The following is a 15,063-nucleotide window of genomic DNA, read 5'->3' as shown; positions in this document are numbered from 1 at the left end:
CAGCGCCACATCCCGTAAGATAGTCAACGTGGTTGACGAAATAGTAAACGTGGTTGACGAACATGGCAACCGCTGATCCCGCGCGCCCCGGGTTCCACCTGCCACTGCTGCTGCTGGCGGGCTTCCGGACGCTGATCGACGACCTGCACTCCGAACTGGCCCGGGAGGGGCATCCGGAGCTACGGCCTCTGCACGGGTTCGTGCTCCAGGCCGTCGGCGCGGACGGCACCACCGCCACCGAGCTGGGCCAGCGGCTGGGCATCTCCAAACAGGCCGCCGGCAAGACGATCGACCGGCTGGTCGCCGTCGGCTACCTGGAGCGGGCCGACGATCCCGACGACGCCCGACGCCGGCTGGTCCGGGTGACACCGCGCGGTGCCGACGGGCTACGCCGCTCGGCCGAGATCTTCGACCGGCTGCGCGCCCAGTGGGCCGACACCCTCGGCCCGGACCGGGTCACCGCCATGGAGGACGACCTCCGCACGATGGCCTCGGCCAACTGGTTCCGCGTCGACATGCCGGGCTGGTTCGGCGGCTGACCGCGCCAGGTGACGCACGGCGGACCGGCACCTCGATGGACGTCCGCGACCAGGGCTCAGCAGGATGACGCTCTGGGCGGTGAGGCCGAGGACCATCCGCCGCACGCGTCATGCACCTGATCGACACCAAGCCGCCGATGTGGCGGTCGCCGGGCGACCCGGACCGGGTGCTGCGAGGCCTGGAGCCGCCCAGCTCAGCGGACGACCAGGGCGTGCGGGCCCGCACAGCGGAGGACCAGGGCGTGCGGGCCCGCTCAGCGGAGGACCAGGCGTGCGGGCCCGCTCAGCGGAGGATCAGGGCGTGCGGGCCCGCTCAGCGGAGGATCAGGGCGTGCGGGCCCGCTCAGCGGAGGACCAGGGCGCGCGGGCCCGCTCAGCGGAGGACCAGGGCGCGCGGGCCCGCTCAGCGGAGGACCAGGGCGCGCGGGCCCGCTCAGCGGAGGACCAGGGCGCGCGGGCCCGCTCAGCGGAGGACCAGGGCGCGCGGGCCCGCACAGCGGAGGACCAGGGCGCGCGGGCCCGCACAGCGGAGGACCAGGGCGCGCGGGCCCGCACAGCGGAGGACCAGGGCGCGCGGGCCCGCACAGCGGAGGACCAGGGCGCGCGGGCCCGCACAGCGGAGGACCAGGGCGCGCGGGCCCGCACAGCGGAGGACCAGGGCGCGCGGGCCCGCACAGCGGAGGACCAGGGCGCGCGGGCCCGCACAGCGGAGGACCAGGGCGCGCGGGCCCGCACAGCGGAGGACCAGGGCGCGCGGGCCCGCACAGCGGAGGACCAGGGCGCGCGGGCCCGCACAGCGGAGGACCAGGGCGCGCGGGCCCGCACAGCGGAGGACCAGGGCGCGCGGGCCCGCACAGCGGAGGACCAGGGCGCGCGGGCCCGCACAGCGGAGGACCAGGGCGCGCGGGCCCGCACAGCGGAGGACCAGGGCGCGCGGGCCCGCACAGCGGAGGACCAGGGCGCGCGGGCCCGCACAGCGGAGGACCAGGGCGCGCGGGCCCGCACAGCGGAGGACCAGGGCGTGCGGGCCCGCACAGCGGAGGATCAGGGCGTGCGGGCCTGCTCGACGAAGGCCCGCCACGCGGCCGGCGTGAAGGTCAGCAGGTCACCGTCGCGGTCCTTGGAATCGCGGACGTGCACCCGGCCGGGCAGATTGTCGGCGACCTCGACGCAGGCGCCACTGTTGTTGCCGCTTCGGGTGGACTTGTGCCAGCGGGCTCCGGTCAGATCCATGGCTTCACGATCTCCTCGAGCAGGTCGATGGACTGCTGCCGGGGCAGCGCGTCACTGCGCAGACTCTCCCACCTTCCGAGCAGGGTCGCCACCTCGTTGATGTCGTCCACGGCGGTGCCACCGGTCTGGTTGTCGAGGAAGCCGAGCCAGCTGCCGTCGGCGGTGCGGCCGAGGATGAACGGCCCGAAGAGGCCGGCGTGCAACCCCACCCCCTGCGGCAGCACGTGCACGCTGATGTGCGGACGGCGGGCGCATGCCACCAGGTGCCGGAGCTGCTCGGCCAGCACACCGGCGCAGCCCTCCGCGAAGCGTTGCAGCGCGGCCTCGTCGATCACGGCGGTGAGCTGCGGCGGGTGCTCCCGGTCGAGGATCGCCTGCCGTTCCAGCCGGGCGGCCACCAACTCCTCGACCCGGTCGACGGTCAGCCCCAGGTCGAGCCGGAACACCGCACGGGCGTAGTCGGCGGTCTGCAACAGCCCCGGAATCATCGTCGCCTCAAAGCAGCGCAACTGGGTGGCGACCCGCTCGACCTCCAGCCAGGGGCGGAACCAGACCGGCTCGCCGTCACGCCGGCCCAGCTCGCGCAGCGAGACCAGCAGACCACCGGTGTCGAGCACCTCGTCGGCCCGGGTCAGGTAGGCGAGGTTGGGCGCCGCCTGCCCCAGCTCGACCGCCGACACCATGGACGGCGAGTAGTGCGCCCGTTTGCCGTACTCCTCCTGGGTCAGCCCGGCCGCGAGCCGCGACCGCCGGAGCTGATCCCGGATCAGTGCCGCAGTGGACACCACTGTGGTCATCACGCCCGCCTTCCGCCGTCGATGAAGAGTCGCGTCGACCCGTCTGCCGCAAGGTAGCGAAATCGCGACGCTGCGTCAGCACACGACGCGGATATCGGGGTAACGCGAGCACCAGTGAGGCTCACGTCGGTCGCGGGGCGGCGTACGTTTCCCGCGTTGCGGCCCAGGTCCAGACCGACCCGACGCCGCGGCAGCCGCATTTCGGATATCCGTGGCAACGCCAGCACCCGCCGGGGCACACAGTGCGTCGCGTGCGGCCTAGATCCACTCGACTTTCATGAAATCGGGCTTTCCTGCGGCTGGGATAGACCGATTTCACGAAACCCGAGTGGATCACCATGGCGAACCACCGTGACGAGCGGCGTGGCGGCGGAGCGGCGTGGCGTGGCGGCGGAGCGGCGTGGCGGCGTGGCGGCGTGGCGGCGTGGCGGCGTGGCGGCGTGGCGGCGTGGCGGCGTGGCGGACCACCGTGGCGGAACGGCGGGAGCCGGGTGCAGGGTGGTGGGTATGTCGGATGCCTACGTCGTCGGCGACCCGGACGGGTTGTCGCCCCTGCTGGTCGCGCTTCGCGACACCATCGCCCGGGAGCTGCACGCCCAACTGGCGCTGCGTGGTGAACGGATCGAGCTGGCCGACCTGCCGGAGGTTTCCTACCAGGTCACGGTCCAGGTCGAGCGGGCGCTGCACGCGTGGCGGCCGGGCGACAGTCCACAGTGAAGGTCCGTTCCGACGGCGAACGACGCCCGATCTACTGATCGAGAACTGTCATAGGTGATCTTTAGGATCAGGGGTGCCGGTCGGGCCCGGGGCGGAGCAGCCCTGGCTTCTTCCGACCGGCTCACCCCTCACCAAGGACGGACGAATCCGTGACCGGCCCGCACACCGTTGTCCAGGTCAGTCCAGCCCACCGTACGAGTGCAGGCCGGTGAAGAAGATGTTCACGCCGAACAGGTTCATCAGCATGGTGAGGAAGCCGAGCACCGCGAGCCAGGTGGCCACGTTGCGCTTCACGCTGGGCGTGGCCCGGGCGTGCAGGTAACCGGCGTACACGACCCAGGAGATGAACGCCCAGGTCTCCTTCGGGTCCCAGCCCCACGGCCGACCCCAGGCCGCCTCGGCCCAGATGGCACCGGCGATCACCGCGAAGGTGAAGATCGGGAAGGCGAAGGCGTGCAGCGTGAAGGTCAACCGCTCCAGCCCGACTGCGGCGGGCAGCCGCTTGGCCAGGGTGTACGGGAAGCTCCGCTTGCCGTTCTCGTACCCGTTGCGCATCAGGAAGCCGACCGCAGGCACCGCACCGAGCAGGAAGATGCCGGACGCGAACACGATGGTCGAGACGTGGATGATGAACCAGTACGAGTTCAGTGCCGGCACCAGTGGCACGATCGGCACGTACAGCACCAGCTCGGCGGTGGCGACCAGCAGCACCATCACCAGCGTGAGGAACAGCCCGAGCTTGCGCAGCGACGGCCGCTTCCAGAGCACCACCAGCCAGGCCGCGACCCCGATGAACGTCACCGTGAGCACGAACTCGTACATGTTGCCCCACGGCATCCGGTCGGCCGCGAGGCCACGGGTGACCAGGGCCGCCAGGTGCAGCACGGCGGCGACCGCGGTGGCGCCCACCCCGATCAGGCCGGCGAGGCGGGCCCGTCGCGCGGAGCGGTCGGCCCCGGGCTGCGACGGAGCGGGCGCGGGCGGCGTCGGCACGATGCCGCCGCCGGCACCCACCAGCTCGCGCACCGGAGCCGCAGCGGCGACCCGGGTACGCGCGTTGCCCAACGCGTACTCCACGGCGTGACCGATCATCGCGACCAGGTACGCCAGGATCGCGAAGGTCACCAGATTGTCGGAGAGTGCGGACATCACTCGGCTCCTTCTCGCACGCCGGCCCGGTCACTGGAGTCAGCGCCCGTGCTGGCCCGCTCAGCCGCCCGTTCGTCGCCGTTGACCTCGGCGATGAGCTGGGCGAACTCGTCGGCGAACCCTGGATAGTCGGTGCGCGGCAACCCACCGGCCTCCATCAAGCTACTACCGCCCGTCGGAGATCCTTCCGCCGGGTCGGCCGGCACCACCCGGAAGAACACCCGGCGGCGTCGCCCGAACAGCGAGCCCATCAGGCCGACCAGCAGGAAGCCGCAGCTGATCAGCAGCGGCGTCGCGCCGGGGTCGTGTCGGATGGAGAGGGTGACATACCGCTCGGTGCCCAGGAACTCGACGGTGGTGCCGTCGTCCAGCTTCCAGGTCTCGCCCTTGCGGAGCAGCTTGGTGCCGACCTCCTGGACCTTGCCGGTCCGCACCTGCCGCTGGTCGAGCTGGTAGACCGAGCCGGGGATGCCGGCGTCCAGGCCGAGGTTGCCCCGGTAGGCGACCAGGTTAAGCGCCGGGTTGCGCTCGGTCGGGTACTCCGAGCGGACGAACGGCGCCTGCTCGGGTGCGGTGGGCAGGTAGATGCCGGTGAACGCCATCTGCTCGTCCGGTGCGCGCTGGCCGGTGGCCGGGTCGACGTTCGCGTCCGGGAAGGCGGCCAGCCCCTCACTCGTCAGCCCCATGTCGCCGGTGGTGAGGAACGGTTCGTCGCTGATCTGGCTGTTGCCGAACCGGTCGGTGTAGCGGATCACCGGGGCGTACCCGTGGCCGAGCAGGTAGACGCTCGCGTCGGCGAGGCGCAGCGGCGAGTTCACCGAGAAGTTGGCGCTGCGGGTCGGCTCGTCCGGGCCGTCGACCGTGACCGTGGCGTTGAAGAACTCCGGCTGACCGGACGGCAGGAACCGGGCCTCGAAGTCGTCCAGCCGCAGGCAGAAGCGGGGCAGGTCGGCGCTGTCCACCTGGGGGCCGAGTTTCGCCTCGGCGTACTGCTGCCGGGTGTTGCAGAACGCGTTGTCCGCGCCCGCCACCAGCAGCCGGTTGCCGCTCCAGCCGTACCACGAGCCGAGGGCGACGCTGATCAGCACCGCGATCAACGACGTGTGGAACAGCAGGTTGCCGGTCTCCTTGAGGTAGCCCTTCTCGGCGGAGACCTCGTCGCCACGTACCTCCACCCGCCAGCGACGCTTGCGCAGCACCTCGGCGATCGCCGCCGCGCCGCCGGGCGGGGCGGGCAGCACGGTGTGCTGCGGCAGCCGCGCCATCCGCTTCGGCGCGGCCGGCGGCCGGGACCGCAACGCCCGGACGTGGTCCCGCAGTCGGGGCGTGATGCAGCCGATCAGGGAGGTGAAGAGCAGCAGGTAGATCGCGGAGAACCAGACCGAGCCGAAGACCTCGAAGGCGCCGATCCGGTCCAGTCGGGGGGCCCAGTCCGGGTGGTCGACGAAGTACTCGTTGACCTTCTCCGGGCTGATCCCGCGCTGCGGCAGCACCGAGCCGGGGATGGCCGCGATCGCGAGCAGGAAGAGCAGGATCAGCGCCGTACGCATGCTGGTCAACTGCCGCCACGAGTTGCGCAGCAGCGCCAACAGCCGATTCGGCCGACGGCGTGGCGCCGGCGCCACGGTCTCCGGCCGGTCGTCGACGACCGTCATCAGATGCTCACCTCGCCCACCCCGACGGTGGTCTGCAACCAGATCACGAAGCTCTGCCATCCGCCGGTGACCAGCGCGAGGCCGATCAGGATGAGCAGGGCGCCGCCGACCCGGGTGACCCAGCGGCTGTTGCGCCGGACGGCGCGGAAGACCCCGAGCAGGCGTTGGAAGCCCAACCCGAAGACGATGAACGGTATCCCCAACCCGAGGCAGTACGCCACGGCGAGCACCACGGCGCGGTCACTCTGCCCGGAGGCGGTGGCCATGCCCATCACCGCGCCGAGGGTGGGGCCCGTGCAGGGCACCCAGCTGAGGGCGAAGACCGCGCCGAAGACCGGTGCGCCGAGCAGCCCCGCCGACGGCAGCCGGGAGATCCGGAACTCCCGTTGCAGGGCGGGGATCATCCCGAGATAGCCGAACCCGAGCACGATGATCAACGCGCCGACGACGATTTCGAGCTGCCGCTCGTACTCGAAGAAGACCTGGCCGATGCCGGCGAACAGGATCGCCGTGGCGACGAAGACGGCGGTGAAGCCGGCGATGAAGAGCAGCGTGCCCGCGAGCACCCGGCCCTTGACGGCACCGACCTGGACGATCCGCTCCCGCACCGCCACATTCCCGCCGCCACCGTCGGGCTCGACCGGGGTGCCGTCCGCCGCCGGACGCGGCGCACGGCCTTCGAGGTCGGAACCGGCCAGGCCGGTGACGTACGAGAGGTAACCGGGAACGAGTGGGAGCACACACGGGGAGAGGAAGCTGACCAGGCCGGCGAGCGCCGCCGCGCCGATGGCGAGCAGCAGCGGCCCGCTCAGGGCCAGCTCCCGGAAGGTCTCGCCCATCAGTTGGGCGCCGGTTTCTCAGCCGCGATCCGCTCGACGATCGGTTGCAGGCCCTCCTGCTTGACGGCGGCCCGGATCACCGAGGCGATCCGACCGTCCCGGTCGAGCACCACCGTCGCCGGCACACTGTTCGGCGGGATGTCCAGCGCGAGCGCCGTCTTGCTCGACGGGTCGAACAGGCTCGGGTAGGTGACCCGGCCCTTCTCGAACGCCTTGGCCTTGTCCCGCGAATCCTGGACGTTGATGCCGAGGAAGGTCACCCCGGAACCCTTGGTGGCCTGGTAGACGGCCTCCAGGTCGTCCGCCTCGGCACGGCACGGCGCGCACCAGGAACCCCAGAAGTTGACCACGACCACCTGCCCGCGAGCCTGGCTGACGTCGTAGGTGCCGCCGAGAAGCAGCTCGCCAGCGACCTTCGGGGGTGCGGAGCGCTGGTCCGGTGCGCACTCGAAGATCCCGTCGGTGGTGGTCGTGCAGGTCTTCTCCTGCCCCTTCGACGACGTGCAGCCGACCAGCGCCACCGCGGCGACGGCGGCGAGCAGACCGGCGGTCCACCTCCGGGCGTTCATCAGGCCCCCTTGGCCGTCCGGGCGGTCGCGGAGAGAGCGATCAGGTGCGCGGCCGGCTCGCTGTAGCCGATGCCCACCACCTTCGCGTCGTCGAAGTGGAACGAGGTCAGGCTCGCCAGCCCACACTGCCGCTTGCGCGGGTCGTGCCAGAGCCGCTTGCGCTCGACGTAGCGGCGCAGCGTCCAGATGGGGAGCTGGTGCGACACCAGCACCGCCTCGCGCCCCTCGGCGGCGACCCGGGCGGCCTGCACGGCGGCGAACATCCGCTCGGCGATCACCCGGTACGCCTCGCCCCAGGACGGTGTCACCGGGTCGCGCAGCACCCACCAGTTGCGCGGGTCCCGGAACGACCCGTCGCCCGGCGACACCTTCTTGCCCTCGAACCAGTTGGCGCTCTCGATCAGCCGCTCGTCCACCCCGACCGGGAGCCCGAACTGGGCCGCGATCGGCTCGGCGGTCTGCTGCGCGCGCTCCAGCGGACTGGCCACCACGTGCACGATCTCCCGGTCGGCCAGGCCCTGCGCGGCGGCCTTGGCCATCTGCACACCCAGCTCGGAGAGGCGGAAACCGGGCAGCCGACCGTAGAGAATCTGGTCGGGGTTGTGCACCTCGCCGTGCCGAAGCACGTGGACCACCGTCTTGCTCAAGGCTTTCTACCCCCCGTGACCAGCCGCTGCCGCCGCATTCGCCGCCGTGGGCAGCGCGTCGGCGATGTGCTCCAGAGCGGCGTCGTCGATCGCCGCCGACACGAACCATGACTCGAACGCGCTCGGCGGCAGGTAGACGCCGGCGGCGAGCATCGCGTGGAAGAACGCCTTGAACGCCGGCACCTGCTGGGTGCGGGCGCTGTCGTAGTCGACCACGTCGGCGTCCGTGAAGAAGATCGAGAACATGCTGCCCGCGTACGACAGTCGGTGCGGGACCCCGGCGGCGCCGAGCGCGTCGGACGCCAGCTTGCCCACGACGGCGGCCGTGTCGTCGAGCTTGCGGTAGAGCGCGTCGTCGGCGAGACGCAGCGTGGCCAGGCCGGCAGCGCACGCGAGGGGGTTACCGGAGAGCGTGCCGGCCTGGTAGACCGGGCCGGCCGGGGCGAGTCGCGCCATGATGTCCGCACGCCCGCCGAAGGCGGCGGCGGGCAGGCCACCACCCATGACCTTGCCGTACGTCCACAGGTCGGCGTCGGAGGCGTCGAGGCCGTGCCACCCGGCGCGGGACACTCGGAACCCGGTCATCACCTCGTCCACCACGAGCAGTGCGCCGTGCGCGTGCGCGATCCGGGCGAGCTGCTGGTTGAAGCCGTCGCGGGGAGCGACCACACCCATGTTGCCGGCCGCCGCCTCGGTGATCACCGCTGCGATGTGCGGGCCCTCGGCGGCGAAGGCCTCCTCGACGGCCCGGATGTCGTTGTACGGCAGCACGATCGTCTCGCTGGCCGCCGCACCGGTCACGCCGGGCGAGTCGGGCAGGCCCAGGGTGGCCACGCCGGATCCGGCGGCGGCGAGCAGGGCGTCGACATGCCCGTGGTAGCAACCAGCGAACTTGATGATCTTGGAGCGGCCGGTGAAGCCGCGAGCCAGCCGGATCGCCGACATGGTGGCCTCGGTGCCCGAGTTGACCAGGCGAACCTGCTCCATCGGGGTGCGGTCGACCAGCTCGGCGGCCAGCTCCACCTCACCCGGGGTGGGAGTGCCGAAGCTGGTGCCCCGGGCGGCGGCAGCCTGCACGGCCTCCACCACCTCCGGGTGGGCGTGCCCGAGGATCAACGGACCCCAGGAGCAGACCAGGTCGACGTAGCGGCGGCCGTCGGCGTCGTACAGCCACGGGCCCTCCCCACGGACCATGAAACGTGGGGTGCCGCCGACCGCCTGGAAGGCGCGCACGGGGGAGTTCACCCCGCCCGGCACGATGGCGCGGGCGCGGTCGAACAGGGCCTCGGAGGCCGGCGCCTCGGCCGGGTAGCGGCCGGATCCGGCTGGAAATATGTCGGTCACGATGCCGCCATTGTGTCAGCGGCGAACGGCCCACCAGCAGCCACCCCGCGGTGGGGTTACCAGGCTCACCTGTGGCCGGCACCCGCCAGCAGCGTCGACATGCGGGGGGCTCGGCCTGGACGGCGACGGCTCGCGGCCTCAACAGGCCGGACCGGTTGGATCGCGCTAGGCTGACCGGGTGGATCGTGCTGAGCTGTCCATCACGCTACACCGGACGGGTGACGAAGCTGTGCTTCGCCTGGCCGGTGAGATCGACATGCTCACGGCCGCGCAGCTCTCGACAGTGGTCAACGAGGTGCTGGCCGACCCGCCGCCGAAGATCGTCCTCGACCTCGGCGGCGTCACCTTCTGCGACTCACAGGGCCTGGGCACCCTGGTCGTGCTCAGCCGCAAGGCCAGCCACGCGCAGAGCCTGCTGATGCTGACCCACGTGGGTGACTTCCTCATCCGCGTCCTGGACATCACGGGCCTCCGCAGCGCCCTGATGATCCGCAACGACCAGCCCACCGGCTGACCCGTCCCGCCGCGTCAGGCGGTGTTGCCCCAGCGGGCCTGCTCCAACATGCTCACCGCCCGGTCACGGGCCTCCCCGTCGTCGGACCGCAGCAGGGTGGTCGCCTCGTCGACCGCGTCGGTGAGCCTGCGCCACTGCGTGTCACGCTCCCGGACCAGGTCGGACTGGGCGGCCAACTGCCGGGTCTTCACCCACAGCTCGACGAAGACCGACACCTTGGCGCGCAGCACCCACGGGTCGAACGGCTTGGTCAGGTAGTCCACCGCGCCCACCTGGTAGCCCCGGAGAGCGAGCTGGGCGTCCCGGTCAGCGGCCGTCAGGAAGATGATCGGCACGTGCCTGGTCCGCTCACGGCGCTTGATGTGGCTCGCCGTCTCGAAACCGTCCATGTCCGGCATCTGCGCGTCGAGCAGGATCACCGCGAAGTCGTCCACCAGCAGCTGCTTGAGGGCCGCCTCACCGCTCTCCACCGCCACGGACTGGACCGGCAGGCCCTGGAGGATCGCCTCCAGGGCCGTCAGATTCTGCCGCCGGTCGTCCACGAGCAGCGCCTTGGCCATCTGGGTCACGAAGTCTCCTCGGTCCGGCTGCCGTTGATCCAGGACGACATCAACTCGATCAGGTCGTCCAGGTCGACCGGCTTGGTGATGTAGTCGCTGCCCCCGGCAGCGAGCGCCGACTCCCGGTCACCCGGCATCGCCTTAGCCGTCAGGAACACCACCGGCAGGTCGGCGAAGCGGTGGTTGCGGCGGATCTGGCGGGTCGTCTCGTAGCCGTCCTGGTCGGGCATCATGGCGTCCATCAGCACGATGTCCACCTCCGGATGCTCGGCCAACAGACGGACACCGTCCGCTCCGTTGTCCGAGTACAGCACGGTCATCCCGTGCAGCTCCAACGCGCTGGTCAAGGCGAAGACGTTGCGGACGTCGTCGTCCACGATCAGCACGGTGGCACCATCCAGTTGGCGGGTCGCCGGTGCCTCCGGCCGCTCCGACAACAGCTCCAGCGGCGGCATCAGCAGCGACGACGGCAGACCGGCGCGCTGCGGAGACGGAGTCTGGGGCGCGACCACCGCGTCCGGAGCCAGCACCTGCGGCACGAACAGGGTGAACGTCGAACCCTGACCGGGCGCCGACGACACGGTGATCGTGCCGCCGATCAGCCGAGCAAGATCGCGACTGATCGACAGGCCCAGGCCGGTGCCGCCGTAGCGGCGGCTGGTCGTGCCGTCCGCCTGCTGGAACGCCTCGAAGATGATCGACAACTTGTCGTCGGAGATGCCGATCCCGGTGTCGATCACGGTGAACGCGATGACCTGCTGGGCGTTGGTCAGCGCCGGCACGTCGAAGACCGCGTTCTCCGCCGCCGGGGCGATCCGCAGCGTCACCGCACCGTTGTCGGTGAACTTCACCGCGTTGGAGAGCAGGTTGCGCAGGATCTGCTGCAACCGCTGCGCGTCGGTCACCAACGCCGGCGGCAGATCCTTGCTGACCCGCACCTGGAAGTCCAGGTTCTTCTCCTCGGCCTGCGGCGCGAACGCCTGCTCGACGTAGCCGCGCAGCTCGGCGAAGCGGATCTCGGTCGGCTCGACGTCCATCCGGCCCGCCTCGATCTTGGACAGGTCGAGGATGTCGTCGATCAGGCGCAGCAGGTCCGAGCCGGACCCGTGGATGGTCCGGGCGAACTCGATCTGCTTCGGGCTGAGGTTCTGCTCCGAGTTCTCCGCCAGCAGGCGGGCCAACAGCAGCAACGAGTTCAGCGGCGTACGCAGCTCGTGGCTCATGTTGGCCAGGAACTCGGACTTGTAGGCCGAGGCCCGGGTCAGCTGCTGCGCCTTCTCCTCCAGGCCGAGTCGGGCCAGCTCGATCTCCCGGTTCTTCGTCTCGATGTTGCCCTTCTGCTCGGAGAGCAGAGTGGCCTTCTCCTCCAGCTCGGCGTTGGTGCGCTGCAACTCCGCCGACTGTTCCTGCATCTCGTGCGCCAGCCGCTGCGACTGGGCCAACAGCTCCTCCGTACGCCGGTTGGCCTGGATGGTGTTGACCGCGATGCCGATGGTGAGCACCAGCCGCTCCAGGAACGCGAGGTGCAGGTCGGAGAAGGCGGACACGCTGGCGAACTCGATCACGCCGAGCAGCTCGCCCTCGAAGAGCACGGGGAGCACCACCAGGTCGGACGGGGGCGTCTCGGCCAGACCCGAACGCAGGGTGAGCCGGCTGTTCGGGGAGGCGCTGACCCGGATCGTGCGGCGGGACAGCGCGGTCTGCCCGACCAGCCCCTCGCCCGGCCCGAAGGTGACGTCGTTGCCCCGCGCCACGTACCCGTACGAGGAGGTCAGCCGCAGCCGCATGCTGCCGTCGGTGTCGTCGGCCAGGAAGAAGGCACCGAGCTGGGCTTCGACCAGCGGGGTCACCTCCGTCATGATCATGCGGCAGACCTCGCCGAGGTCGCGCTGGCCCTGCAACAGGCCGCCGATGCGGGCCAGGTTGGAGTCCAGCCAGCCCTGCTCGGCGTTCTTCTTGGTCGTCTCCCGGAGGGTGACGATCATCTGGTTGATGTTGTCCTTCAGCTCGGCGACCTCGCCCTGCGCCTTCACGGCGATCCGCTGGGTCAGGTCACCCCGCGTCACCGACGTGGACACCTGGGCGATGGCCCGCAACTGCGTGGTCAGCGTCGAGGCGAGCTGGTTGACGTTCTCGGTGAGGTCCCGCCAGGTGCCGGAAACACCCTTCACCTGCGCCTGACCGCCCAGCTTGCCCTCGATGCCGACCTCACGGGCGACCCGGGTCACCTCGTCGGCGAACGACGACAGCTGGTCGACCATCGTGTTGACAGTCGACTTGAGTTCCAGGATCTCGCCCTGGGCGTCCACGGTGATCTTCTGCGACAGGTCACCCTTGGCCACGGCGGTGGTCACCGAGGCGATGTTGCGGACCTGGCTGGTCAGGTTCGACGCCATCGAGTTCACGTTGTCGGTCAGGTCCCGCCAGGTGCCACTGACGCCCTTCACCTGCGCCTGACCGCCGAGCTTGCCCTCGGTGCCCACCTCACGGGCCACCCGCGTCACCTCGTCGGCGAACGACGACAACTGGTCCACCATCGTGTTGACGGTCGACTTCAGCTCCAGGATCTCGCCCCGCGCGTCCACCGTGATCTTCTGCGACAGGTCACCCTTCGCCACCGCCGTGGAGACCTGCGCGATGTTGCGGACCTGGGCAGTCAGGTTCGACGCCATCGAGTTCACGTTGTCGGTCAGGTCCCGCCAGGTGCCGGCGACGCCGCGTACCTGGGCCTGGCCGCCGAGCTTGCCCTCGGTGCCCACCTCACGGGCCACCCGGGTCACCTCGTCGGCGAACGACGACAACTGGTCCACCATCGTGTTGACGGTCGACTTCAGCTCCAGGATCTCGCCCCGCGCGTCCACCGTGATCTTCTGCGACAGGTCACCCTTCGCCACCGCCGTGGTCACCGAGGCGATGTTGCGGACCTGGCTGGTCAGGTTCGACGCCATCGAGTTCACGTTGTCCGTGAGGTCGCGCCAGGTGCCACTGACGCCCTTCACCTGCGCCTGACCGCCCAGGTTGCCCTCGGTGCCCACCTCACGGGCCACCCGGGTCACCTCGTCGGCGAACGACGACAACTGGTCCACCATCGTGTTGACGGTGTTCTTCAGCTCCAGGATCTCGCCCTGGGCGTCGACCGTGATCTTCTGCGACAGGTCGCCCTTCGCGACGGCGGTGGAGACCTGGGAGATGTTGCGGACCTGGCTGGTCAGATTGCCGGCTAGCTGGTTGACGTTCTCGGTTAGGTCCCGCCAGGTGCCGGAGACGCCCCGCACCTGGGCCTGCCCGCCCAACTTGCCCTCGATGCCCACCTCACGGGCCACCCGCGTCACCTCGTCGGCGAACGACGACAACTGGTCCACCATCGTGTTGACGGTGTCCTTCAACTCCAGGATCTCGCCCTGCGCCGCCACCGTGATCTTCTGCGACAGGTCACCGCGCGCCACCGCCGTCGACACCTGGGCGATGTTGCGGACCTGGGCGGTCAGGTTCGACGCCATCGAGTTGACGCTGTCGGTCAGGTCCTTCCACGTGCCGGCCACGTTCGGCACCTCGGCCTGGCCGCCCAGCTTGCCCTCGGTGCCCACCTCGCGGGCCACCCGGGTCACCTGCTCGGCGAAGAGCCGCAGCGTGTCGGTGAGGTAGTTCATCGTGGCCGCCAACTCGGCGACCTCACCGCGCGCGCCCACCGTGATCTTCTGCGACAGGTCGCCCTTGGCCACCGCCGTCGCCACCTGCGAGATCGACCGCACCTGGCCGGTGAGGTTCGACGCCATGGTGTTCACCGAGTCGGTGAGGTCCTTCCAGGTGCCGGCGACGCCCCGAACGTCGGCCTGGCCCCCCAACTTGCCCTCGGTGCCGACCTCACGGGCCACCCGGGTCACCTCGTTCGAGAACGAGGACAACTGGTCGACCATCGTGTTCACGGTGCGCCCGATGCGCAGGTACTCACCGCGCAGCGGCCGGCCGTCGATCTCCAACGCCATGTGCTGGGACAGGTCGCCGTCCGCGACCGCCACGATGACCCGGGCGATCTCCGTGGTCGGTCGGCCCAGGTCGTCGATCAGCGAGTTGATCGCCCGCTGCCCCTCCGCCCAGGAGCCGTCCAGCCCCTCGTCGTCCAGCCGCTCGGTGAGCCGGCCGTCGCGACCGACGATCCGGCTGATCCGCCGCAGGTCCAGGTGATGCCGCTCCTGGAGCGAGACCACCTCGTTGAAGGCGTCCGCCACCTCACCCGCTTTGCCGGCGCGGCGGGGAAGCCGGACCTTCAGGTCGCCGCGACCGATCCGTCGCAGTGCCTCGGTCAACTCACCGAGGAGCGCCTCGTGGTCGGGCGCGGACGGATCCGCCACCGACTGCTTCGCCGTGGTCATCATTCCTCGCTCAACTCGGGGGGCGCCGGTCCGTGCGGACACACCGGCACCCCATATTGTGCCCGCGCGAGCCGTAGTGCCAGGGTGCGCGACCCGCCAGGTGGCCCGGATCGCCATCCGGACCGGC

Annotated in this window: 13 protein-coding genes; 3 read left to right on the top strand and 10 right to left on the bottom strand. The window is 70.7% G+C overall.

The genetic code is table 11. The features are described from left to right. Positions 1–62: 62 nt before the first annotated feature. A complete protein-coding gene (locus HNR22_RS20730; protein WP_179781738.1) occupies positions 63–539 on the top strand; it encodes a MarR family winged helix-turn-helix transcriptional regulator in 477 nt (158 codons plus the stop codon). A gap of 1,044 nt (positions 540–1,583) precedes the next feature. Here HNR22_RS20730 and HNR22_RS20725 read toward each other — a convergent pair. Both HNR22_RS20725 and HNR22_RS20720 read right to left on the bottom strand, forming a co-directional pair. After that, on the bottom strand, positions 1,584–1,772 hold the full coding sequence (locus HNR22_RS20725) for a DUF397 domain-containing protein (RefSeq protein ID WP_179781737.1): 189 nt from the start codon (positions 1,770–1,772) through the stop codon (positions 1,584–1,586). After that, positions 1,763–2,569: a helix-turn-helix domain-containing protein gene (locus tag HNR22_RS20720; protein WP_179781736.1), complete on the bottom strand. Its 807-nt coding sequence runs from the start codon at positions 2,567–2,569 to the stop codon at positions 1,763–1,765. Before HNR22_RS20720 ends, HNR22_RS20725 begins: the two co-directional genes overlap by 10 nt. A gap of 507 nt (positions 2,570–3,076) precedes the next feature. Between HNR22_RS20720 and HNR22_RS20715 the strand changes: the two genes are divergently transcribed. Beyond that, complete coding sequence (locus HNR22_RS20715; protein WP_179781735.1) at positions 3,077–3,286, top strand: hypothetical protein; 210 nt, start codon at positions 3,077–3,079, stop codon at positions 3,284–3,286. A gap of 177 nt (positions 3,287–3,463) precedes the next feature. On the opposite strand, the gene ccsB is transcribed toward HNR22_RS20715, so the two are convergent. Genes ccsB through hemL form a run of 6 tightly spaced genes read right to left on the bottom strand, consistent with a single transcriptional unit; the run spans position 3,464 to position 9,489 of the window. Next, complete coding sequence (ccsB, locus tag HNR22_RS20710; protein WP_179781734.1) at positions 3,464–4,435, bottom strand: c-type cytochrome biogenesis protein CcsB; 972 nt, start codon at positions 4,433–4,435, stop codon at positions 3,464–3,466. Continuing rightward, the gene (resB, locus tag HNR22_RS20705; protein WP_179781733.1) at positions 4,435–6,090 is read right to left on the bottom strand and encodes a cytochrome c biogenesis protein ResB; all 1,656 of its coding nucleotides are present in this window, start codon (positions 6,088–6,090) and stop codon (positions 4,435–4,437) included. The genes ccsB and resB overlap by 1 nt, the downstream gene beginning before the upstream one ends. Further along, positions 6,090–6,929 carry a cytochrome c biogenesis CcdA family protein gene (locus HNR22_RS20700; RefSeq protein WP_179781732.1) on the bottom strand — a complete coding sequence of 280 codons (840 nt, stop codon included), beginning with the start codon at positions 6,927–6,929 and terminating at the stop codon, positions 6,090–6,092. The genes resB and HNR22_RS20700 overlap by 1 nt, the downstream gene beginning before the upstream one ends. After that, positions 6,929–7,498, bottom strand: a complete 570-nt coding sequence (locus tag HNR22_RS20695) for a TlpA family protein disulfide reductase (protein ID WP_179781731.1) — start codon at positions 7,496–7,498, stop codon at positions 6,929–6,931. The genes HNR22_RS20700 and HNR22_RS20695 overlap by 1 nt, the downstream gene beginning before the upstream one ends. Then, positions 7,498–8,145 (bottom strand): histidine phosphatase family protein, encoded by a 648-nt coding sequence (locus HNR22_RS20690; protein ID WP_179781730.1) that lies wholly within the window; start codon positions 8,143–8,145, stop codon positions 7,498–7,500. Before HNR22_RS20690 ends, HNR22_RS20695 begins: the two co-directional genes overlap by 1 nt. A 6-nt stretch (positions 8,146–8,151) precedes the next feature. Continuing rightward, on the bottom strand, positions 8,152–9,489 hold the full coding sequence (gene hemL, locus HNR22_RS20685) for a glutamate-1-semialdehyde 2,1-aminomutase (protein ID WP_179781729.1): 1,338 nt from the start codon (positions 9,487–9,489) through the stop codon (positions 8,152–8,154). A gap of 178 nt (positions 9,490–9,667) precedes the next feature. Here hemL and HNR22_RS20680 point away from each other — a divergent pair, with 178 nt between their 5' ends. Next, the gene (locus tag HNR22_RS20680; protein WP_088951070.1) at positions 9,668–10,003 is read left to right on the top strand and encodes an STAS domain-containing protein; all 336 of its coding nucleotides are present in this window, start codon (positions 9,668–9,670) and stop codon (positions 10,001–10,003) included. Positions 10,004–10,017: 14 nt separating this feature from the next. Here HNR22_RS20680 and HNR22_RS20675 read toward each other — a convergent pair whose 3' ends face one another. Both HNR22_RS20675 and HNR22_RS20670 read right to left on the bottom strand, forming a co-directional pair. Further along, on the bottom strand, positions 10,018–10,572 hold the full coding sequence (locus HNR22_RS20675) for a response regulator (RefSeq protein ID WP_099849829.1): 555 nt from the start codon (positions 10,570–10,572) through the stop codon (positions 10,018–10,020). Then, positions 10,569–14,936: a HAMP domain-containing protein gene (locus tag HNR22_RS20670; RefSeq protein WP_179781728.1), complete on the bottom strand. Its 4,368-nt coding sequence runs from the start codon at positions 14,934–14,936 to the stop codon at positions 10,569–10,571. The genes HNR22_RS20675 and HNR22_RS20670 overlap by 4 nt, the downstream gene beginning before the upstream one ends. Positions 14,937–15,063 lie beyond the last annotated feature (127 nt).

Origin of the sequence: Micromonospora jinlongensis, assembly GCF_013410645.1 — a bacterium.
Classification (GTDB): domain Bacteria; phylum Actinomycetota; class Actinomycetes; order Mycobacteriales; family Micromonosporaceae; genus Micromonospora; species Micromonospora zamorensis.
Note: the sequence above shows the minus strand (reverse complement) of the source record. Positions and strands in the feature narration are given on the sequence as shown.